22 protein-coding genes are annotated in these 20908 nt (G+C 64.6%); 8 read left to right on the top strand and 14 right to left on the bottom strand.

The window, feature by feature from the left end:
* Nucleotides 1-66 precede the first annotated feature (66 nt).
* The 7 genes from EJ077_RS23620 to EJ077_RS23590 all read left to right on the top strand — a co-directional run bounded on the left by EJ077_RS23620 (nt 67) and on the right by EJ077_RS23590 (nt 6008).
* Nucleotides 67-801 carry a GntR family transcriptional regulator gene (locus tag EJ077_RS23620; RefSeq protein WP_208696727.1) on the top strand — a complete coding sequence of 245 codons (735 nt, stop codon included), beginning with the start codon at nt 67-69 and terminating at the stop codon, nt 799-801.
* Nucleotides 798-1289 carry a DUF3830 family protein gene (locus EJ077_RS23615; RefSeq protein ID WP_208696718.1) on the top strand — a complete coding sequence of 164 codons (492 nt, stop codon included), beginning with the start codon at nt 798-800 and terminating at the stop codon, nt 1287-1289. Before EJ077_RS23620 ends, EJ077_RS23615 begins: the two co-directional genes overlap by 4 nt.
* Complete coding sequence (locus EJ077_RS23610) at nt 1282-1635, top strand: TIGR04076 family protein (protein ID WP_208696714.1); 354 nt, start codon at nt 1282-1284, stop codon at nt 1633-1635. The genes EJ077_RS23615 and EJ077_RS23610 overlap by 8 nt, the downstream gene beginning before the upstream one ends.
* Complete coding sequence (locus EJ077_RS23605) at nt 1632-2687, top strand: aldo/keto reductase (protein WP_208696712.1); 1056 nt, start codon at nt 1632-1634, stop codon at nt 2685-2687. The genes EJ077_RS23610 and EJ077_RS23605 overlap by 4 nt, the downstream gene beginning before the upstream one ends.
* Nucleotides 2688-2692: 5 nt before the next feature.
* Nucleotides 2693-3115, top strand: coding sequence for a DUF4440 domain-containing protein (locus EJ077_RS23600; RefSeq protein WP_135865094.1), 423 nt, complete (start codon nt 2693-2695; stop codon nt 3113-3115).
* 47 nt (nt 3116-3162) lie between these two features.
* A complete protein-coding gene (locus tag EJ077_RS23595) occupies nt 3163-4422 on the top strand; it encodes an ABC transporter substrate-binding protein (protein WP_135865096.1) in 1260 nt (419 codons plus the stop codon).
* A 191-nt stretch (nt 4423-4613) separates the two neighbouring features.
* On the top strand, nt 4614-6008 hold the full coding sequence (locus EJ077_RS23590; RefSeq protein WP_208696710.1) for an FAD-binding oxidoreductase: 1395 nt from the start codon (nt 4614-4616) through the stop codon (nt 6006-6008).
* Nucleotides 6009-6011: 3 nt separating this feature from the next.
* On the opposite strand, the gene EJ077_RS23585 is transcribed toward EJ077_RS23590, so the two are convergent.
* The 8 genes from EJ077_RS23585 to EJ077_RS23550 all read right to left on the bottom strand — a co-directional run bounded on the left by EJ077_RS23585 (nt 6012) and on the right by EJ077_RS23550 (nt 14273).
* The gene (locus EJ077_RS23585) at nt 6012-6812 is read right to left on the bottom strand and encodes an ABC transporter permease (RefSeq protein ID WP_127279050.1); all 801 of its coding nucleotides are present in this window, start codon (nt 6810-6812) and stop codon (nt 6012-6014) included.
* Nucleotides 6809-7681: an ABC transporter permease gene (locus tag EJ077_RS23580; RefSeq protein ID WP_208696707.1), complete on the bottom strand. Its 873-nt coding sequence runs from the start codon at nt 7679-7681 to the stop codon at nt 6809-6811. The genes EJ077_RS23585 and EJ077_RS23580 overlap by 4 nt, the downstream gene beginning before the upstream one ends.
* A 53-nt stretch (nt 7682-7734) precedes the next feature.
* Nucleotides 7735-8781 (bottom strand): ABC transporter ATP-binding protein, encoded by a 1047-nt coding sequence (locus EJ077_RS23575; RefSeq protein ID WP_208696705.1) that lies wholly within the window; start codon nt 8779-8781, stop codon nt 7735-7737.
* Nucleotides 8782-8857: 76 nt separating this feature from the next.
* Nucleotides 8858-9883, bottom strand: a complete 1026-nt coding sequence (locus EJ077_RS23570; protein ID WP_127279053.1) for an ABC transporter substrate-binding protein — start codon at nt 9881-9883, stop codon at nt 8858-8860.
* A gap of 53 nt (nt 9884-9936) precedes the next feature.
* Nucleotides 9937-10935: an AraD1 family protein gene (gene araD1 / locus EJ077_RS23565; RefSeq protein WP_208696703.1), complete on the bottom strand. Its 999-nt coding sequence runs from the start codon at nt 10933-10935 to the stop codon at nt 9937-9939.
* Between the two features lie 31 nt (nt 10936-10966).
* A complete protein-coding gene (locus EJ077_RS23560; protein WP_208696701.1) occupies nt 10967-11746 on the bottom strand; it encodes an SDR family NAD(P)-dependent oxidoreductase in 780 nt (259 codons plus the stop codon).
* A gap of 11 nt (nt 11747-11757) precedes the next feature.
* Nucleotides 11758-13485 carry an IlvD/Edd family dehydratase gene (locus tag EJ077_RS23555; RefSeq protein ID WP_208696699.1) on the bottom strand — a complete coding sequence of 576 codons (1728 nt, stop codon included), beginning with the start codon at nt 13483-13485 and terminating at the stop codon, nt 11758-11760.
* Complete coding sequence (locus tag EJ077_RS23550; RefSeq protein ID WP_208696698.1) at nt 13482-14273, bottom strand: FadR/GntR family transcriptional regulator; 792 nt, start codon at nt 14271-14273, stop codon at nt 13482-13484. Before EJ077_RS23550 ends, EJ077_RS23555 begins: the two co-directional genes overlap by 4 nt.
* Nucleotides 14274-14334: 61 nt before the next feature.
* Here EJ077_RS23550 and EJ077_RS23545 point away from each other — a divergent pair, with 61 nt between their 5' ends.
* Nucleotides 14335-15261 (top strand): aldose 1-epimerase, encoded by a 927-nt coding sequence (locus tag EJ077_RS23545; protein ID WP_208696697.1) that lies wholly within the window; start codon nt 14335-14337, stop codon nt 15259-15261.
* Between the two features lie 28 nt (nt 15262-15289).
* Here the strand turns inward: EJ077_RS23545 and EJ077_RS23540 are convergent, their stop codons facing one another.
* Genes EJ077_RS23540 through EJ077_RS23515 form a run of 6 tightly spaced genes read right to left on the bottom strand, consistent with a single transcriptional unit; the run spans nt 15290 to nt 20882 of the window.
* A complete protein-coding gene (locus tag EJ077_RS23540; protein WP_208696696.1) occupies nt 15290-16735 on the bottom strand; it encodes an aldehyde dehydrogenase in 1446 nt (481 codons plus the stop codon).
* 35 nt (nt 16736-16770) lie between these two features.
* The gene (locus EJ077_RS23535; protein ID WP_208696695.1) at nt 16771-17556 is read right to left on the bottom strand and encodes a coniferyl-alcohol dehydrogenase; all 786 of its coding nucleotides are present in this window, start codon (nt 17554-17556) and stop codon (nt 16771-16773) included.
* Between the two features lie 2 nt (nt 17557-17558).
* Nucleotides 17559-18620 (bottom strand): branched-chain amino acid ABC transporter permease, encoded by a 1062-nt coding sequence (locus EJ077_RS23530; RefSeq protein WP_208696694.1) that lies wholly within the window; start codon nt 18618-18620, stop codon nt 17559-17561.
* Nucleotides 18617-19513 (bottom strand): branched-chain amino acid ABC transporter permease, encoded by an 897-nt coding sequence (locus tag EJ077_RS23525; RefSeq protein WP_208696693.1) that lies wholly within the window; start codon nt 19511-19513, stop codon nt 18617-18619. The genes EJ077_RS23530 and EJ077_RS23525 overlap by 4 nt, the downstream gene beginning before the upstream one ends.
* Nucleotides 19510-20238 (bottom strand): ABC transporter ATP-binding protein, encoded by a 729-nt coding sequence (locus tag EJ077_RS23520; RefSeq protein ID WP_208696690.1) that lies wholly within the window; start codon nt 20236-20238, stop codon nt 19510-19512. Before EJ077_RS23520 ends, EJ077_RS23525 begins: the two co-directional genes overlap by 4 nt.
* Nucleotides 20235-20882 carry an ABC transporter ATP-binding protein gene (locus EJ077_RS23515; protein ID WP_245458801.1) on the bottom strand — a complete coding sequence of 216 codons (648 nt, stop codon included), beginning with the start codon at nt 20880-20882 and terminating at the stop codon, nt 20235-20237. Before EJ077_RS23515 ends, EJ077_RS23520 begins: the two co-directional genes overlap by 4 nt.
* Nucleotides 20883-20908: the final 26 nt, after the last annotated feature.

The following is a 20908-nucleotide window of genomic DNA, read 5'->3' as shown; positions in this document are numbered from 1 at the left end:
GCTTTGATCACGCTATTCGGCTTTAATTTCATCCGCAAGCCGAAAACCCGCCGAGAACGGAATTCCATGCAAAAGGCTGCTATCGGAAAGAACAACGAGGCGATCGCGGCCCAGCTCGCGCCGGTCGGCCGCGAAACCGTACAGGATCGCGTCTATTCCGAGTTGCGGCGCGCGCTGATCGGCGGTCTGTTCGAGCCAAGCCAGGTGCTGACGATCCGCGGTCTGGCCGATGCGCTGGTCACCTCGACCATGCCGGTGCGCGAGGCGCTCGGCCGACTGATCACGGAAAAGGCGCTGGAGGCGCTACCCAACCGTTCGGTGCGCGTGCCGCCAATCACGCTGGAACGTCTCGACGATCTCCTACGTGCCCGCGTCCTGATCGAAGGCGAGGCGATCGCGCTTGCCGCGGCGCGCATGGGGCCGCGCCAGATAGCTGCCATCGAAACCATTCTGGCCGAATGGGACGAGATGCGGGCGCTGAAACACAAGAAGGATGTCGACCGCGAAGTGACGCTCAACCAGAGCTTTCACTTCGAGATCTACCGATCCTGCGGCTCGGCCGTGCTGATCCCGATGATCGAGAGCCTGTGGCTGCAATCGGGGCCATGCATCCGCGTCGCCATCTACGCCTTCTCGGAAGCCGGCGAGGTCGACACCGCCCAGTATCACCGCCGTATCGTCGAGGCGCTTACCACGCAGGACGCGCATGCGGCGCGCGAGGCGCTGGCCGCCGACATCAGCCGGCCCTTCACCTTCCTGCGGAACAAGCTGCAATCCGCCGCCGCGAAAGCCCAGATATGACCGCCATCAGGATCAGCGAGCCGCGTTCGAAGCTCTCCGTCACGGCACTCTTGTTGCCTGGGAAGGCGCCGGAAAACGCCGCCTTCCTCACGGCCTATCTTGCCACGCCACGCGTCGTCCCCGGCATCCACGCGATGTGGACGGGACCCGAGATTTCCTGTCCGGTTCCCGCCGCCGATCTTGAAGGCCAAACCTATGCCAGACCCTTGCCGGCGGAGAACGCGACGCTGACGCCGCAGCCGGGCGACATCGTGTTGTCCTACGTGCCGCCGCGCATGTGGGGCGGCAATCCCAATGCCATCTTCGACATCGGCCTGTTCTACGGGCAGGGTGCGCGGCTTCTGTTCCCGATCGGTTGGCTGGCCGGCAGCGTGGTGGCACAGGTGCTTGCCGAGGAGCGCGATCAATTCGCCGCCGCCTGTGGGGTGATCCGGCGCAACGGCGCCTGCGACATCACCTTCAGCCTGGTGGAGGCTTCAAATGGCTGACGACAGTTTCGAGCTCTTCGATCTTCGCGTCGAGGCGGTCATCCCGCAGGGCAAACCGATCTACTGCGGCGCCAAGGCCGGCGATTATTTCGAGCTCAAGGGCGAGATGCTGTTGATGCCGGCGGGGCAGGGTTTCTCGATCTACTCGCTTGCCGCCGTGTTGCCGCTGCTCGCGGCAAAACAGCGCCCGACGCACCCGAACGACTGGATGACCTCGGACGCCGAGATCGCCTGTCCCGACCCCAACTGCGCCAGCCGGCTCCGGATCGTCAGGCTGGCCAAGCGGCGGTTCAGCCATGCCGAGACGACGGCCGTGCCACTGCCGAAGGAGAATGACCGGACATGACCGCCAAGACCTTCGACCTCGGCCCGGGCTACACCATCTCGCGCGTCATACGAGGTGGCTGGCAACTGGCCGGAGGCCATGGCGCCATTGATCGCAGCCAAGCGGTGACCGACCTGATCGCCACCTTCGATGCGGGGATTTGGACCTATGACTGCGCCGATATCTACACAGGCGTCGAGGAGTTGATCGGCGCCGCGCGGTTGCGGCTGGCCAATGAACGCGGCCTCGATGCGGCGGCCAAAATGAAGGTGCACACCAAGCTGGTGCCCGATCTGGAACGGCTGGCCAACATCAGTCGCGATTATATCAGGGGCATCGTCGACCAGTCGCTGCGGCGGCTGAAGACCGAGCGGCTCGATCTCGTCCAGTTCCACTGGTGGGATTATGCGACGGCCGGCTACGTCGAGGCGATGGGCTGGCTCGAGGAGCTTCGGCGCGAGGGCAAGGTGCGCAATCTCGGCACCACCAATTTCGACACGCCACGACTCGCCGAAATCCTGGCCGCCGGTATCCCGCTGGTCAGCCAGCAGCTGCAATATTCGGTGCTCGACCAGCGTCCGGCGAACAGGCTCGCGGCACTTGCCGAGAAAAACGGCGTCAGTTTCCTTTGCTACGGCTCTGTGGCCGGCGGCTTCCTCAGCGACAGATGGCTCGGCGTGGCCGAACCTGTCACGCCGCTCGAAAACCGCTCGCTGGTCAAATACAAGCTGATCATCGATGATTACGGCGGCTGGGACCTGTTCCAGCAGCTGCTCGGGACCCTGAAGGCGATCGGCGATCGCCACGGTGCCGACATCGCCACCATCGCCAGCGCCTGGGTGCTGGAGCAGCCGCAAGTCGCCGCCGTCATCGTCGGTGCCCGCAACCAGGCCCATGCGCTGGCCAATGCGGAGATCATGAACATCGTGCTCGACGCCGACGACCGTGCGCGGATTGCCGCCGTCATAGCGCAGGGCAACGGCCTCGAGGGTGACGTCTACACGCTGGAGCGCGACCGCCATGGCCGCCACGGCTCGATCATGCACTACAATCTGAACGCGGGCCGGGTGTGACGCCCATGGACGACAAGCTGTTTTCGCAAGCCTGTGCCGAAGTCGTCGATCTGCATCGCTTCTTCGTCGACTGGTTCGTCGCCGCGCGGGCCGACAAAGTGGATTTCGGCCGCTTCGAAGCCGTCATGGGAGAAGGCTTGACCATGATCGCACCGGGCGGCCAGATCCTCGACCGCGATGCCGTGATCGACCATGTCCGCTCCAGCCGCGCCACGTGCGACGACGGCTTCGCCATCTCGATCGAGGACATTAGGCCCGGCTGGCAGGACGGCGATGCCATCGTAGTCCTCTACGTCGAGGCGCAGTTGCGTGGCGGCAAGCATAGCCGCCGCCAGTCGAGTGCCGTTTTCACCACCAGTTCATCGGCGCCCAATGGCGTCCAATGGCGGCACCTGCATGAAACCTGGCTGCAGGTGCCGGAACACTGAGACTTTCCAGACGTCAAACCAGTTCGTGTAACTCAAGGGGAACAACAATGAGAAAGACGATACTCCAACTCACCACCGCGCTTGCTCTGGTCACGATTGCCGGTGCTGCCCAGGCCGCCGACTGCAAGATCACCGTCGGCCTCGTCATGGAACTGACCGGTCCGGCAGGCGAATACGGCCAGGCCGGCGCCAAGTCGGTCGAAATGGCCTTCCGCGACATCAACGACGCCGGCGGGGTGCGCGGCTGCGATCTCGTCACCGATACCCGTGACAGCCAGAGCCAGGGCAACATCGCGGTCGACGCCGCGACCCAGTTGGTTCAAGTCAAGAAGGTGCCAGTCATCATCGGCGGCATCATTTCCTCGGTGTCGATCCCGATCCTGACCTCGGTCACCGCTCCGGCCAAGATCGTCCAGGTCTCGCCGGCGTCATCCTCGCCAACGCTGACGACACTCGGCCGCGACGGCAAGACCAACGGCATCTTCTTCCGCACCATCACCTCGGACGCGCTCCAGGGCGTGGCCGCCGCCAAATACGCCGTCGACAAGGGCTTCAAGAAGCTGGCGATCATCCATGTCAACAACGACTTCGGCGTCAACATGGTGGCCGAATTCTCGCGTGCCTACAAAGCGCTCGGCGGCACCATCGTTTCCGACACGCCCTACAATGAGAAGCAATCGAGCTATGCCTCCGAGGTCACCGCGGCGATGGGAGGCGAGCCGGACGGTCTTTATCTCGTCAGCACGCCGGTCGATGGCGCCACCGTTGCCCGCACCTGGATTTCCCAGGGCGGCGTGCAGAAGTTCCTGCTCAATGACGGCATGAACAGCCCTGACTTCATCGACTCCGTCGGCGCCGATTATCTGAAGGACGCCTACGGCACGTCCTCCGGCACGAGCCCGACCGCCTCGACCGAGTATTTCACAAAGAACTACAAGGCATTCTCCGGCATCGAACCGTCGAACCCGGCGGCCGACCGTTCCTATGATGCCGGCGCCATCGTCGGCCTGGCCATCGCCATTGCCGGCTCCGAGGATCCGGCCAAGATCAAGGATGCCATGTACAAGGCGGTCGACCCTGCCGGCACGCCGATCTATGCCGGCAAGGAGGAGTTCGCCAAGGCGCTCGGCCTGATCAAGGATGGCAAGCCGATCCGTTACGAAGGCGTCATCGGCCCTGTCGCCTTCGACAAGTTCGGCGACATCACCGGCCCGTTCCGGCTGTGGAAGATCGTCGACGGCAAGGTGACCACCGACGGTGAAATGACCACCGACGACGTCAACGCCCTGCAGGCCAAGCTTAAGTAAACTGCGCTATCCTTCGGGCATCAATCTCGGCTCTCGCGATTGATGCCGATATCGCTTGCACGGCACGCCATCACGAATAGGATCAGCCGGCTGCGATTGAAGGATGCGAGCGTGTTGGACAAGGATACCCATCGGGCCGTCCGGTCGGTGTATGCGGATGACGCGTTTTGCCACACGGGCGCCTGAGCCCGATGTCGCCTGAAACACAACGACTTCTGTCCGCGCTTGGCGATCGGCTGGGCGCGGGCGGCGTGCTCGCCGGCTCTGATGTCGATCAGCGCTACCGCGACGATCCCGACGGCAGGCTTGGCTTGTTGCCGGAAGTGGTGCTGCGTCCGCGCGATACCGTTGGTGTGGCCGCAGCACTCGCTGGCTGCAACGCTCTCGGTCAGCCGGTCGTCATCCAGGGCGGGCGCACCGGGCTGGCCGGCGGCACACGCGTCCAGTCGGGCGAGATCGTGCTGTCGCTGGAGCGGATGAACGGCCTCGCCGCGCCGGACATCCAAGCCGCCAGCATTATCGCCGAAGGCGGCGCCACGCTGCAGGCGGTGCAGGAGGCGGCCGACGGCGCCGGGCTGATGTTCGGCGTCGATATCGGCGCGCGCGGTTCGGCCACGGTCGGCGGCAACATCGCCACCAATGCCGGCGGCATCCGCGTGCTGCGTTACGGCATGTACCGGGCGCAGGTGCTGGGGCTGGAAGCGGTGCTGGCCGATGGCAGTGTGCTGTCTTCGCTGAAGGGCCTGCCCAAGGACAATTCCGGCTATGATCTAAGCCAGCTCTTCATCGGCGCGGAAGGGACGCTTGGCGTCGTCACCCGCGCCGCGCTCAGGCTACATCCGAAGCCTGCCTCCGAGGTGAATGCCTTCTGCGCGCTCCCTTCGCTCGATGCGGCGATCGCCCTGCTTGGGCTGCTGCGGCAAAAACTCGGCCCGCTTTTGTCCGCCTATGAGGTCAACTTCGCGCCGCTCTACGACGTCATGGTCGCCAGCATGGCCATGCCGGCGCCGTTGCCTGCTGGCTCACCCGTCTATGTGTTGGCCGAGATCCAGGGCGGCGAGCCGGACCGCGACAGCGAGCGCTTCGCCGAGGTTCTGATGCAGGCGGTCGAGGACGACGTTGTCGACGATGTGGTCGTCTCGCAATCGCCGCGCGAATTCCGCACGCTGTGGGATGTGCGCGAAGACGCCAATCGCGTCCTGTTTTCGATCAAGGGCCTTATCGGCGCCGACATCAGCATCCCGCTGGCGCGTATGGGAGCCTTCCTGCAGGAAGCGGATGCCGCCATCCATGCCGTCGATCCCGGCGCCGATATCTATGTCTTCGGCCATCTCGGCGACGGCAACCTGCACTATCAGGTCCTGACCAAGGATCCGGCGGCGGCCTATGGCATCATCTATCGCGGCGTGGCGGCGGCCGGAGGCGGCGTGTCGGCCGAGCATGGCATCGGCCTCGACAAGAAGCAGTGGCTGCATCTGGTGCGCAGCGACGCCGAAATCACTGCGATGCGGCGGCTGAAGTCGGCGCTCGATCCGAACAACATCCTCAATCCAGGACGAGTCTTCGACCTCCGCCCATTGGCTTGAAACTCAATTCCGTTCCGTCGCCATCTGCCTGGGGATCAGAAAACGGGCGGCGAGCACGCAGAGCAGCACTGTGAACATCAGGATCAGCGCCACCAGGGCGTTGATGTCGGGCGAGAAGCCAAGCCGCATCATCGCCCACAGCCTGACCGGCAGCGTGCTTTGCGTGCCGGTGACCAGGATGGTGATCATCGTCTCGTCGAACGACAGCGCGAAGGCCAGGATGGCGCCGCCGACCATGGCGCTCGACAGGTTCGGCAGGATGACGCGCCAGAAGGTCTGCCAGCCGCTGGCGCCGAGATCGTAGGATGCCTCGACGAGCGTGCGGCTCATCGACTGCAGCCGCATCAGCACGGTGCGATAGACGATCGCCAGCACGAAGACCGTGTGGCCGATGACGACGGTCAGCAGCGACCGTTCGAGGCCGATCTCGCGGAAGAAGATCAGCAACGCCAGGCCGCTGATGATCGGCGGCATCAAGAACGGCAGGAAGATGATGAACTGCAGAACCGAACGGCCTGAGCGGCGGCCGTGGTAGTAGAGCGCCAGCAGCGTCCCGCTGACCACCGACAGGATTACGGTGCAGACGCCGACGACCAGCGTGGTGCGCAGGGCGGCCAGGATGTCGTGGTTCCCCGCCAGCGCCACATAGGTCGAAAGGGTCGGCGACGACCAGTCGACATTGCCATGTGAAACGATGAAGAACGACGACACGATCGGCACGAACAGCGGGCTGTAGAGCAGCACCGCGACCAGTGACGTGATCGCGGCAAGGAAGATGGTGGACGGCCGGGGCAACGCACTCATACCGACGTCCCCCGGCTGCGTCCGAACCGTTCGCCGATGAGGATGGCGGCGATCACCACGATCGCAAGCGCCACCGACAGCGCCGCGCCGAACGGCCAGTTATAGGCGGTGCCGAACTGGCTGTAGAGGATGCGGCCGAAGGTGAAGCCGCTGATCCCGCCGACCATCTGCGGCGTCAGGAAATCGCCGATCGCCAGCACGAAGACGAAACTCGCCGCCGAGGCGACGCCGGGCAGGCTGAGCGGCAAGGTGATGCGCAGGAACGTCTGCAGGCTGCTGGCGCCCAGATCATCCGAGGCACGCAGCAAGGTCTGCGGGATCCGCTCCAGCGAGAGGAAGATCGGCAGGATGGCGAAGGGGATCAAGAGCAGGCTCAGCGTCAAAAGGATGGCGTTCATGTTGAAGACAAACAGCGTCGACGGCTGATCCAGGATGCCGAGCGCCACCAGCGCCTTGTTGAGGAAGCCGTTGAGGCCGAGGATGCTGCGGATCGCATAGATCTTGATGACGTAGCTCATCAGCAGCGGCACCAGCAGCAGCATCAGCAAGGCGTAACGCCACCGCCCTTTCAGCGTCGTCAGGAAATAGGCGGCGGGATAGGCGAGAAGGATGCAGATCACCGCTACCGACACGCACAGTACGATGGTGTTCCAGAACACCGGCAGAAAGATCGGATCGGTGAAGAACCTGACATAGTTGCCGAGCGTCGGCGCCTGGACGATCGTGCCCTGGTCGACGCTGAAGAAACTGTAGACCAGGAAGATCGCCAACGGCACGAGGACGAAGATCACCGGCAAGGCGAAGGCCAGCACCGTCACCAGCTGCGACAATCGCCGTTCCGCCGCCTGTGTCGACCCGGCTCCGCTCATGCCAGCACCAGATGGCCTTCATGCGGCGCAAAGCAAAGCGAGACCGTCTGGCCTCATTTCAGCGCGCTGCCGTCGATCCGGCTCGGCATACGCAGCCTCAGCCGTTGCGCGGCATTGTCCCCGCCCGCCATGATCGTGGCAACGGTCGATGAACCGGCAAAGGCCAGATCGGCGATCGCACCTGAGAAACGGTTGTCGCCGTCTTTTGCATCGGCGAGGCGCAAGGCTTCGGGACGGAACGCCGCGAAGGCGCTGGCGCCGTCGGCGGCGGCCTTGAGATGCGGCTGGCCGCTGATCGAGCAGACCAGGCGGCCAAGCGCGGTCTCGATTGGCCGCTGCTCGCCCTGCACGGGACCGAGCTTTCCGGCCACCAGATTGTTCTCGCCGAAGAAGCGCGCCACGAACTCGCAATTCGGCTTGTAGTACAGCTCATGCGGCGTGCCGAGCTGGCGGATATGGCCGGCCTGCATGACGCAGATCCGATCGGCCATGCCGATCGCTTCTTCCTGGTCGTGAGTGACGAACAGGAAGGTGGTCTTGATCTCGCGCTGGATGGATTTCAGGAATTCCTGCATCTGCCGGCGCAGTTCGAGATCGAGCGCCGCCAACGGCTCGTCGAGCAGGATCAGGCGCGGCTGGCAGATCAGCGCCCGGGCGAGCGCGACACGCTGGCGCTGGCCGCCGGAAAGCTGCGCTGGAAAGCGGTCGGCGAAACGTCCGAGTTGCACCAGTTCGAGGGCTTGCGACACACGGCTTGCGATCTCCTTGCGCTTGATATGGCGCACCGAAAGGCCATAGCCGACATTACCGGAAACCGTCATATGCGGGAACAGCGCATAGTCCTGGAACACGGTGTTGAACGGCCGCTTGTTGATCGGCATGCGACTGATCTCCTGGCCGTCCAGCCGGATTTCGCCCGCGGTCAGCGGCTCCAGCCCGCCGATCAGCCGCAGGACCGTGGTCTTGCCCGAACCCGACGGTCCAAGAACGGTGAGGAACTCACCGTCCCGGATCGACAGGTCGATGTCGTGCAGCACAGGAACCGTGCCGTAGGATTTCGAGACGGACCGCAGCGTCAAGAGGTCGGTGTTCTGGTTCATGGAATATTCTCGCATACGCTTCGGCGGTCCGGAACGTCCGGACCGCCGGGTCCTTCGAGGTCAGGCGCGGAAAAGATCAGGGCGTCGCCTTGACCTCATTCCACATGTCCGAACGCTTGAGCGGATCCTCGACATTGTTGAGCCAGACCAGCTTGTCGTTGCCGCCGGCGCTGCTCGACTCGACCACGGTGTTGCCGAAGCCGGTACGCTCGGAAAGCTCGCCGCCGATCTTCTTGCTCAGCATGAAGTCGATCCACTTTTCGGCCGCCGCATTGTCGCGGACGCCCTTGGAGATCACCCAGTTGTCGAGCCAGGCAAGCGCGCCTTCGCTCGGGTTGACGTAGGCGACATGGGCGCCGATCTTCTGCAACGCCTTGACCTGCTGCTGGCCGTAATTGGCCCAGATCAGCGCGACGTCATTGTTCTGGTAGATCTGCTGCGCCTCGTCGGCGGTGGTGTAGAAGCTCAGCACATTGCGCTTGAGTTCGACCAGCTTGGCCTTGACCGCCGCCATCTGCTCCGCATTGAGGTTGAACGGATCCTTGTAGCCGAGCGTCAGCGCGGTGAACGAGAAATTGTGCTCGCCATTGTCATAGGCGAGGATCTTGCCCTTGTAGGCCGGATCCCACAGCACCGACATCGAGGTCGGCGCCGGCTTGACCTTGTCGGTGTCGTAGATCAGCCCGATGGAATCGAAGCAGAACGGAATGCCGTAGACCTTGCCGTCCTTGGTGTCGCCGCTGACCTGCGACAGATCGCGGAAGCGCGGCAGCACGTCCTTCTGGTTCGGCAGTTTCGTGATGTCGATTGGCGATACCAGATCGGCCTTGATGTAGCGCTGCAATTGGGCGGTGTTGACGGCGAAGACATCGAAGTCCTGCCCTTCGCTGCCCTTGATCTTGGCCCAGATCTCGTCATCGCTACCGATGAAGACGACGTCGACGCCGATGCCGGTGGCGGCAGTGAAGTCCTTCACCCAGTCCGGGTCGGCATAGCCGTCCCAGGCCAGCACGCGAAGGTTCGCGGCCAGCGCCGCCGATGTCATCAGGCCGATGCCGAGCCCGATCGTCGCTAATCTCAGAAATGCTTTCTTCAGTCCCATTTTTAATCTCCCATTGTCGTTCTGGTGGACCGTAATTTCCGGGGCTTTTGCCGTCACAGCTGGGTGACGGCGACCAGTCCCTCGTCCGGCACCGACACCATCCGGTTGCGCAGCGGCTTGCCGAATGCCTGTGCCTGGATTTCATACTCGTCGCCGGAAGCCGTCTTGATACCGGAGGCGTAGCTCATCACCGCCGCCCCGAAGAAATAGGCGTGCAGGTCGCCCGCCCTGCGGTGCATCGGGTAGCGGAAATGGAAATGTTCGAGATTGGCGATCGAGTGCGACATGTGCGCTTCGCCCGACAGGAACTCCTGTTCCCAGATGACCGCGCCGTCGCGCAGAATGCGGGAATGGCCGCGCACTTCTTCGGGCAGGTCGCCGATCAAAAGCTCCGGGCCGATCGAGCAGGAGCGGAGTTTGGAGTGGGCGAGATAGAGGTAGTTCTCGGCTTCCGTCACATGGTCGGAATATTCGTTCCCCAGAGCATAGCCGATGCGATAGGGGCGGCCATCCGGCCCATTGAGGTAGAGCCCGACGATCTCGGCCTCCTCGGCACCGGCGCGTGCGAAAGCCGGCATAGGCAGATCGGCGCCGGGCGGCACGACACAGGTGCCGACACCCTTGAAGAACCATTCGGGCTGGATTCCGATCTTGCCGGCGCCGGGCTTGCCGCCTTCCAGGCCCATGCGGAAGATCTTCAGCGAATCCGATTCCTCGGCGTCCTCGCCATGGGTCAGCACATGCATCTTGTCGCGCGCGGCGGCACTTCCGGTGTGGGTCAGGCCGGTGCCGGTGACCAGGAAGCGTGCCGGCTCCGGGTGGTCGACGGGAGCGAGCACGCGGCCATCGCGCAGCAGTTCGCCATAGTCGACCGTGGCCGCACCCGTCCGCTTCTCGACCAGCGCCGTGATCGATGCACCCTGGGCAATCGCCGCTTCGGCGAGTTCCAGCACGGTGCTGGTCTTGTCGAGCGGATGCAGGCGGTTGCCGTCATCGGAAACCCGGCCGACCCGCCTGCTGCCATCGGGCGTTGTGTACTGTACCAGACGCATGAAATACCTTCTTCCTTTGAGGCTGTACCGGTCACACCCAGCCAGCATCGACGATGAACTGCTGGCTCGTGCACATGCGGCTGTCGTCGGCGGCGAGGAACAGCGCCATGCGCGCGATGTCGGAAGGCTGCAGCCGATCGGGCAGGCACTGCCTCTCGTCGATCTGGCGTTCGCCGGCCGGGTTCAGCCACAGGCTCATCTGGCGCTCGGTCATCACCCAGCCCGGCACCATGCAGTTGACGCGGATGCGCTCGGGGCCGAGTTCGCGGGCCAGCGCCCGCGTCATGCCGTACACCGCCGCCTTGGCGGTCACATAAGCGGGGCAGTCGGGATCGCCGACCATCCAGGTGATGGAGCCGAAATTGATGATCGAGCCACCGCCCTGCGCGCTCATCTGCGGGCGCACTGCCTGGGCCGCGAAGAACTGGTGGCGCAGATTGACCGCCATGCGATCGTCCCAATACGCCACCGTCACGTCCTTGGTCTGGTGGCGGTCGTCGTTGCCGGCATTGTTGCAAAGCACCTGGATCGGGCCGTTGTGTTGCATCGCCTCCGCGGTCGCCGCCTGCAACTGCTCGACATTGCGCAGGTCGCAGGGAATGAACAGCGGCGCGGCATGCCCCTCGGTCACGATCGCATCGACCAGGCGCCGCGAAGGCTCCTCGGCCAGATCGACGAAGGCGACGCGGCTGCCTTGCGCGCAGAAATGGCGCACCAGGCTTTCGCCGATGCCGCTGCCGCCACCGGTAATGAACACGCTGCGGCCCTTGAGGCTGGGGTAGGTCGCGTAGCTGCCGATCTGATCCGTCATCGCGCGCCTCTCTAATGGGAATGCCGGGGGACGCCGGCATCGCGCCGGCCGACGAGAAAGTCGAAGTCGCAGCCCTTGTCGGCCTGCAGCACGCGCTCGACATAGAGGCTCTGGTAGCCGCCCTGCGGTGGCGTCGGGGGCTTCCAGTCACGGCGGCGGATGGCCAGTTCTTCATCCGAAACCAAAAGCTCGAGACGACGGCCGGCAACGTCGAGTTCGATGAGATCGCCGTCACGCACCAGGGCGAGCGTGCCACCTGCCGCCGCCTCGGGCGCCACATGCAGCACCACCGTGCCGTAGGCCGTGCCGCTCATGCGCGCGTCCGAAATGCGCACCATGTCGGAGACGCCTTCTCTAAGCAGCTTGGCCGGCAGCGGCATGTTGCCGACCTCGGCCATCCCGGGATAGCCGCGCGGCCCGCAATTCTTCAGCACCATCACCGAGGAGGCATCGATATCCAGTTCCGGATCGTCGATGCGGGCGTAGTAGTGCTCGATATTCTCGAAGACGACGGCCTTGCCGCGATGCTGCATCAGCTCGGGCGTTGCCGCGGACGGCTTGATGACCGCTCCGTTGGGCGCCAGATTGCCGCGCAGGATCGAAATGCCCCCCTCCTTGGTCAGCGGCTCGCTCAGCGGCCGAATGACCTCACGGTTGTAGTTGGGCGCTCCGTCGATCAGTTCACCGATGGTCTTGGCGCTGACGGTCATGGCGTCGCGATGAAGAAGCCCCACTTCATCAAGCGACGCCATGACCGCAGCTAGCCCCCCGGCATAGTAGAAATCTTCCATCAGGAACCGGCCCGACGGCATCAGGTCGACAATGGTCGGAACGTCGCGGCCAAGGCGGTCCCAGTCATCGAGGCTGAGATCGACATCAACCCGGTTGGCGATGGCGATCAGATGCAGCACCGCATTGGTCGAGCCGCCGATCGCGCCATTGACGCGGATGGCGTTCTCGAAGGCCTGCTTGGTGAGGATCTGCGAAATCGTCACGTCGCGGCGGACGAGATCGACGATCTGCCGTCCGGCCAGCTGGGCGAGCACGCCCCGGCGCGAATCGACCGCCGGGATCGCGGCGTTGTCCGGCATGCCGATGCCGAGCGCTTCCACCATGCTGGCCATCGTCGAAGCGGTGCCCATCGTCATGCAACTGCCCGCCGACCGGCTCTGGCCCTGCTCTGCGGCGAGGAAGTCGGCGACCGGCATGCGGCCGGCCTTGACCTCCTCGGCGAATTTCCAGACATGCGTGCCAGAGCCGATATCCTGCCCGCGGAACTTGCCGTTGAGCATCGGTCCGCCGGACACGGCGATGGTTGGCAGGTTGCACGAGGCAGCGCCCATCAAGAGCGCCGGCGTGGTCTTGTCACAGCCGACCAGCAAGATGACGCCATCGATCGGATTGCCGCGGATGGATTCCTCGACATCCATGCTGGCCAGGTTGCGAAACAGCATGGCGGTCGGGCGCATGTTGCTTTCGCCCAGCGACATGACAGGGAATTCCACCGGCAGGCCGCCGGCTTCATAGACGCCACGTTTGACGTGGTCTGCCAGCGCCCGCAGATGCGCATTGCACGGGGTCAGTTCCGACCAGGTGTTGCAGATGCCGATCACCGGGCGGCCGTCGAAAGCGTCTGCGGGAATGCCCTGATTCTTCATCCAGCTGCGGTGCATGAAGGCGTTCTTGCCTTCACCGCCGAACCATGCTTCGGACCGCAGTTTGCGTTTGGTCTCGGTCACGATCGCTGGCCCCGGTCGTTGCGGCGTTTGTTGCGGTTCTCGACGCTGCGGCGCACGTCGTCCTCCGCATTGTCGATGAGCACCAGCAGCGCCTTTTGCGCGCCGGCGGCGTCGCCGGCGGCAATCTTCTCGGCCACTTCCCGGTGCAGCGGCAAGGAATGGCGCTGGCCTTCCGGATTGTCGTTGGAAAGACGAAAGCTCATTACCAATGCGGTCTCGACCAGCGCTGCCAGCGAGCCGATCAACTCGTTGCCGGTCATGCGCAGGATTGTCTGGTGGAACACCAAATCGGGCTTGGCGAAGCGGTCGCCATCGTCGCTGACTGCCTCCATTTCGGCCAGCGCCGCATGGATCTCGGCGATCTGCGCCGGCGTTGCACGCCGCGCGGCGAGGGCCGCCGACATCGGCTCGATGGCGCGGCGCAATTCGAACAGCGCCCGCACATCCTCGGCGCTGACACCGCCGGCATAGCGCCAGGACAGGACGTCGGGGTCGAGAAAATTCCAGTCGGAACGTGGCCGCACCCGCGTGCCGGTCTTCGGTCGCGATTCGACCAACCCCTTGCCGGCCAAGACCTTGATCGCCTCGCGCAGCACCGTGCGGCTGACCCCCAGCATCTCGCTGGAATCGTCGGCATTGGGCAGGGCCTCGCCGGGCAGGAAATCGCCCTGAACGATGCGCAAGCCGATTTGCTCGACAACGGTGGCGTGCAGCGCGGTGGAGCCGCTGGAAACCGCCACGGCAACCCGTGACGTGCGTGCGGTGCTGAACGATTTTCTATTCTTCATACTATTCATATGATATGTCTTATAGTCATGGCGATTGGAGTCAAGGGATTGGGGAGTGCCAATGACAAAGAATTCCGCTGAGGCCGTCGCGCAGCATATGGAACTGGTCTCGATCAGTGACGGCATCGCGACGGTCGAGATTGCTCCGGCCGCCGGCGGAGCGCTGGCGTCGTATCGGTGGTGGCGGGATGGTTCGGCCGTGGATTGGCTGCGCCCGGCCGATCCAGTGGCGGTCAGCCGTCGCGATGCCGGCGCCATGGCCTGCTTTCCGCTTGTCCCCTATTCCAACCGGATCAGGGATGGCCGCTTCGAATTCGCGGGGCGTTCGATCCAATTGCCCAGCCAGCCTGACGATCCGCACTACGAGCATGGCCATGGCTGGCGTCGCCCGTGGACGGTCGTCAGTCACCAAGCGAGCACGATCGTCCTGCGCTACCGGCACACCGCTGATACCTGGCCATGGAGCTATGAAGCCGAGCAAGCGATCTCTTTGGCCGACGGAAGGCTGTGCATGACCATTGCGGTGCGCAACCTGTCGGACGCGCCGATGCCGGTCGGCTTCGGCCTCCATCCCTATTTTCCGTCGACACCGTGGACCCATGTCCAGGCCCGGGTATCAGGCATGTGGGAAACCGATCAGGAGGTCCTGCCCATCCGGCATGTCCCGCCGCCGGCGGGCGCCGATCCATCCATCGGCTTTGACGTGTCGGAAGTGGACTTCGACACGGTCTTCACCGGATGGGCGCGCCGCGCCCGTATCACCTGGCCGGAGCACGGACGGCAGTTGGGCATCGAGGCCGAGGCGCCGCTCGATTTCCTCGTCCTCTACACGCCACCGGGCGAGCCGTTCTTTTGCGCCGAGCCGGTCAGCAACATCACCGACGCTTTCAACCGGACGGACGACGAGGACCATACCGGCTGCATCGTACTGGCGCCTGGCCAGAAGCAAACAGCCAGTGTTCGCTTCACCCCGTCATTGGCCGTTTGACTGTCAGCCGTCCCGAAGCGAAGCCGAGTCAGAACGGATAGTGCTGGCCGGGATCCTCGATCGTCACCCAGCGCAAATCGGTGAATTCGGCGATCGAGGCCTTGCCGCCGAAACGGCCATAGCCGGAGCCCTTGACGCCGCCGAACGGCATCTGCGCTTCATCTCCGACCGTCGGTCCGTTGATATGGCAGATGCCAGCCTGGATGCGGGCGGCGACCGCCATGGCGCGACGGATGTCGCGGCTGAAGACGGCTGACGACAGGCCATATTCGGTGTCGTTGGCGACCCGCACGGCCTCGTCCTCGCCCTTGACGCGGATCACCGGCTTGACCGGCCCGAAGGATTCTTCCGAATAGACGCGCATCGTCGGCGTCACGTGATCGAGCAGCGTTGCCTCGACCACGGTACCGCTGCGCTTGCCGCCGGCGACAAGCGTTGCGCCCTTGGCCACCGCATCGGCTACGAGTTCCTCCATCTTGTCGGCCGCCTGGCTGCTGATCAGCGAGCCCAGCACGACATGGCCGCGCGGGTCTCCCGCCGGCAGTTGCGAGGCACGGGCCGCGAGCTTTGTCACGAATTCATCGGCGATCTTTTCATCGACGATCAGCCGCTCCGTCGACATGCAGATCTGGCCCTGATGCATGAAGGCGCCGAAGGTGGCCGCGTTCACCGCCGCGTCGATGTCGGCATCGTCCAGCACCAGCACCGGCGCCTTGCCGCCGAGTTCAAGCAGCGCCGGCTTCAGATGCCGGCCGGCGAGCTCGGCGATGATCCGGCCGATCTTGGTCGAGCCGGTGAAATTGACGCGTTTGACTGCGGGATGCGCGACCAGCGCTTCAACGATTGCAGCGGCATCGCTGGGATCGTTGGTGACGACATTGATGACGCCTTTGGGCAGCCCCGCCTCGACCAGCACCTGGCCGATCAGCCGGTGCGTGCCGGGGCACATTTCGGAGGCTTTCAGCACCACGGTATTGCCGCAGGCGATCGGCATGGCCACGGCGCGTGTGCCGAGAATGACCGGTGCATTCCATGGTGCGATGCCGAGGCATACACCTGCCGGTTGGCGGATCGCCATGGCGAGCGTGCCCGGCTTGTCGGACGGGATGATCTCACCCGAAATCTGCGTCGTCATGGCCGCCGCCTCGCGCAGCATGTTGGCTGCCAGCATGACGTTGAAACCGGCCCAGGGGCCGGTGGCGCCGGTCTCTTCCATCATCAGCCTGGTGAATTCGCCGACCTTGGAGGCCATCACATCGGCCCCTCTGGAGAGCAAGGCGCGGCGCTCGCCGGGCCCGGTCTTCGACCAGGCGGGAAGGGCAGCGGCGGCTGCGTCGACGGCGCTGTTGGCGTCGGCCACGCTTGCCGCTGCCGCGCGCGTCGCCAATTTGCCGGTGAACGGGTCCATGCGCTCGTAGGAAGCCTTGCCTGTTGCCGCCTTTTCGTCGCCGTCGATCAGAAGTCCGATGTCCATTGTTCTTTCCCTCGCTCTCGATGGAGCTTCACAGATTAGAAGCCGAGCACTTCGGCATTGATCGATGCTTCGAGGCCACCGTCAACCGGCACATTGGCGCCGTTGACCCAGCGCGCGCCATCCGAGCACAGGAACAGCACGACAGGGGCGATGTCACCCGAAGTGCCGGCACGTCCGACCCGGGCTATGTCGCTGTCGACGCGGGCATCGCCAAGCACGCTGCGAAACTGTTTCAGGATCGGTGTTTCGACTGGGCCGGGGCTCACCGCATTGACGCGAATGCCGCGCCTCCTGAACAGCTCCTGATGTGCCGCGCGCATCGTCCACAGGAGCAGCAGTTCCTTGGACACGGGGTAGCCTTCCTCGTTCTTCACCGCGTGGTCGGCGACCACTTTGGCGACATCGGGGAAACCTTCGATGCCGACCATCGAGGCGGCGCGGTTGAGATTGGCGCGCCAGCCATAGCCGGCGATCGAGGCGACGTTGACGATGGCGCCACCTTCGCGAAGTCTCGGCGCAAGCCCTTCCGAGAGCGCCCGGAGACCGAAGAAGTTGACGGCCAGCGTCGAGGCCGCACCGGTGTTGCCGGAGAGGCCGGCTACGTTACAGAGCGCGTCGATGCGCGGCGGCAGGCGCGCGATGAGCTCATCGACGCCCGCCTTCGACGAGATGTCGGCCTTGACGAAACTGCCAACCGCTGCGGCCGGCTCGCGCACATCGACGCCGATCACGTCTGCGCCGAGCTGGCCGGCAAGTTCCGCCGAGCGTGCGCCGATGCCTGAGGCAACGCCGGTGATGAGGATGGCCTTGCCGAAAAGCATGCTTATGCCTTCTCCTGATATGTTGTGGCTTGCTGCGACGGGATCGTGCCGCCATCGGCGACGTTCAGCGGTAGCCTGACGCGGTAGCCGACCGGCAGCAGGCGCAGGCCAAAGCGCTCGTCGACCGTTCCCCACAGGCCGCGGGGCAGGAACAGCGAAAACAGCACGGCGGTGGCGCCGAGGCCGACCAGGTACCAGACGCCGGCGCCGCCGAACCAGGTCTCGATGAGGAAGAAGACCAGCGCGCCGAGAATGGCGCCCTCGAAGGTGCCGATGCCACCGACCAGCACCATGAAGATCATGTAGGCTGTCCACTGGACGTTGAAGTAGGTTTTCGGCTGGAAGGTGATCGAGGTCGCCAGCCACAATGCGCCGGCAATGCCGATGCCGAAGGCGGCAAGCACGAACAGCAGCCGCTTGGTGCCGGTGACGCGCACGCCGACCGAAGCGGCGGCGTCCTCATTGTCGCGAATGGCGCGGATGGCGGCGCCCGTGCTGCCGCGCAGCAGGCCGAAGAGGATAGCGAGCAGGGCCGTCATCGAGGCCAGAGCCAGCCAGTAGATGGTCACCCGCCTTATCGAGGCATCGTAGACGTTGAGCGAGATCAGCGAGGTGCCGGTTTCGCCTTGCACCAGCCGGTCGAGATTGACCAGCAGATGAGTGAGCGCCGCGATCACCCACATGCCGATGGCGAACTCGCCATTCCTCAGCCGCAGCATGAACAGCGACAGCGGCCAGGAAACCGCGCCGACGATAATTCCCGATGCAAAGAGCGCCAGAAAGGGGTTGAGGCCGGCATCGGCGAGGCGGATGGCAAAATACGCGCCGAGCCCGAAGAACACCTGCTGGCCGACCGAGACCAGCCCTCCGAAACCGGCCAGCGCGTTCCACATCGCCGCCAGGATCACATAGATGAACAGCGCCGTCATGCGGTCGACCGCGCCGGCCGACAGGAATTGCGGCGCGATCGCCAGCAGCGCGATGATGAGCGCGACCGCAATCGCGGCGATCCGCGACGTCGCTGTGCCGCGCTCGATCATGGGCGAGGTCGGAACGACGCTCATGACGCGCTCCGGGTAGGCAGGTGCCGCAGCCCGCGCAAGCCAAGTCCCGACGCCGAAAGCCGCACGAACAGCACGACAAGGAACACGGCATGACCGCCGATCAGAAACCCCTGCGGATGCACTTGTGCGCCGAGCGTCTGGGCCAGCGCCAGCACGACGCCGCCGATCAGCGTTCCCCATAGCGACCCGGCGCCGCCGATCACCGCCGCCTCGAAGGCGAACAGCAATTGCGGCGCGCCGGCATAGGGATCGAATGTGGCGCGCATGCCAAGGAATGCGCCGGCAAGGCCGACGGTGACCATGGCGATGGCGGCAGCAACTGCGTTGGCACGCCGTGCATCGACGCCGACCAGGCCGGCAGTGTCTGGGTCTTCCGAGGTCGCGCGGATCGAGCGGCCAAGCCGGGTGCGAGTCAGGAACAGCTGCAGCCCGCCAAGCAGGGCCACGGCGGTAGCGAACATGATCACCGCGAGCTTGCCGACATAGATGCTGCCCGGCCATTCCCAGGAATCATAGGACAGGCTGCCGATGAAGGGTGCCAGCGAACGGGTGTCGGCGCCGAACTGTTCGAACAGCATGTTGTCGATGACGATGGCCAGCCCAAACGTGGTCAGGATCGGCAGCAGCGCCCCGCCGCGCGCGCTGCGCTCGAGCAGAAAGCGCTGCAACGCCCAGCCGATCACGGCCATCACTGGCAAGACGATGAGCAGGCCGAGAAACGGCGGGATGTGGAACCGCGAGGCCAAAAACCATAGCGCATAGGCGGCGAACACGGCAAGGCTGCCATGGGCGAGGTTGATGATGCGCATCACCGAAAACATGAAGGACAGGCCGCAGGCGATCAGCGCGTAATAGCCGCCGAGCAGGATGCCCTGGATGATCTGGTTGCTCATGCGGGAACGCTCCCGGTGCCCTTCCGGTGCAGGCCGAAATAGGCTTTCGTCACATTCTCACGCGACACGCTCTTGCTCTCGCCTTCGAGCGCGATGCGTCCCTCCAGCATACAGATGACCTTGTCCGAAACCGACAGCGCCCGGTTGAGGTCCTGTTCGACGAGGATGATCGTCGTGCCCGAAGCGATCAGCCCCTGAAGTGCCGCATAGACACGGTCGACGATCAGCGGCGAAAGACCAAGCGAGACCTCGTCCAGCAGCAGCACATCCGGATTGCTCATCAGTGCCCGGCCGATCGCCGTCGCCTGCTGCTCGCCGCCCGACAGATGGCCCGTCTTGGCATGGCGGCGCGGTTTCAGATTGGGAAACATGTCCAGCACTCTGTCGACGCTCCAGTCGCCTGGCCGCCCGGTGGTCTTGCCCAGCAGCAGGTTCTCCTCGACGGTCATCCGCACGAACAGCTTTCGCCCTTCCGGCACCAGCGCTATGCCCATGCCGACGCGTCGGTGCGACGACACGCTGGTGAGATCGGCACCATCCAGAAGCACGCGGCCGGCCGCCGGCTGATGCGCGCCGGCGATGGCCCTGAGCAGCGTCGTCTTGCCGGCGCCATTGGCGCCGACCAGCGCCAGCGTCTCGCCGCGCTCGACGCCGAAGCTGACGCCACGCACCGCCTGCAGCAGGCCGTGCCGGACAACCAGGTTCTCGACCGACAGCAGGCTCATTTCGGACCACCGCCGAGATAGGCGCGCACGACCTCCGGATCGGCCATCACCATTTGCGGGTCGCCATCGGCGATGATCTTGCCCGCATCCATGCAGATCAGCCGCTCGGCCACCTGCAGCAGGATGTGCACGATGTGCTCGATCCAGACGATGCCGATCTTGCGCCGGCGCAATTCCTTGATCGTGTCGACAAGCTCGCCGGCTTCGCCATCGGTCAAACCGCCGCCGATCTCGTCCAGCAGCAGCAGCGTCGGTCTGGCCGCCAATGCGCGTGCCAATTCCAGCCTCTTGCGATCGAGCAGCCCTAGCGTCTCGGCGCGCCGGTTGGCGACCCCAAGCATGCCGCACAGCTTCAGCGAGCCGAGCGCCTCCTCATAGGCCTCGTCTCGGCCGAGCCCCGCGCCATGTGACGCGGCAACAAAAACATTCTCGAAAGTGGTCATGCCGCTGAAGGGTTTTGGCACCTGATGCGTGCGCACCAGGCCCAGCCGGCAGCGCTGCGTCGCCGGCACGGACGTCACGTCCGCACCCTTGAAGCTGACCGTGCCGGTGCTTGGCGGAAAGGCGCCTGAAAGCACGCTGAGCAGCGTGGTCTTGCCGGCGCCGTTCGGGCCGACAATGCCGACCGCCTCGTCGGCTGCCATGGTGAAATCGACGGCATCCAGCACCA

The sequence above is a fragment of the Mesorhizobium sp. M8A.F.Ca.ET.057.01.1.1 genome (genome assembly GCF_003952565.1).
GTDB lineage: Bacteria > Pseudomonadota > Alphaproteobacteria > Rhizobiales > Rhizobiaceae > Mesorhizobium.
The sequence above is the reverse complement of the archived record's forward strand: the minus strand, read 5'-3'. Positions and strand labels throughout refer to the sequence as shown.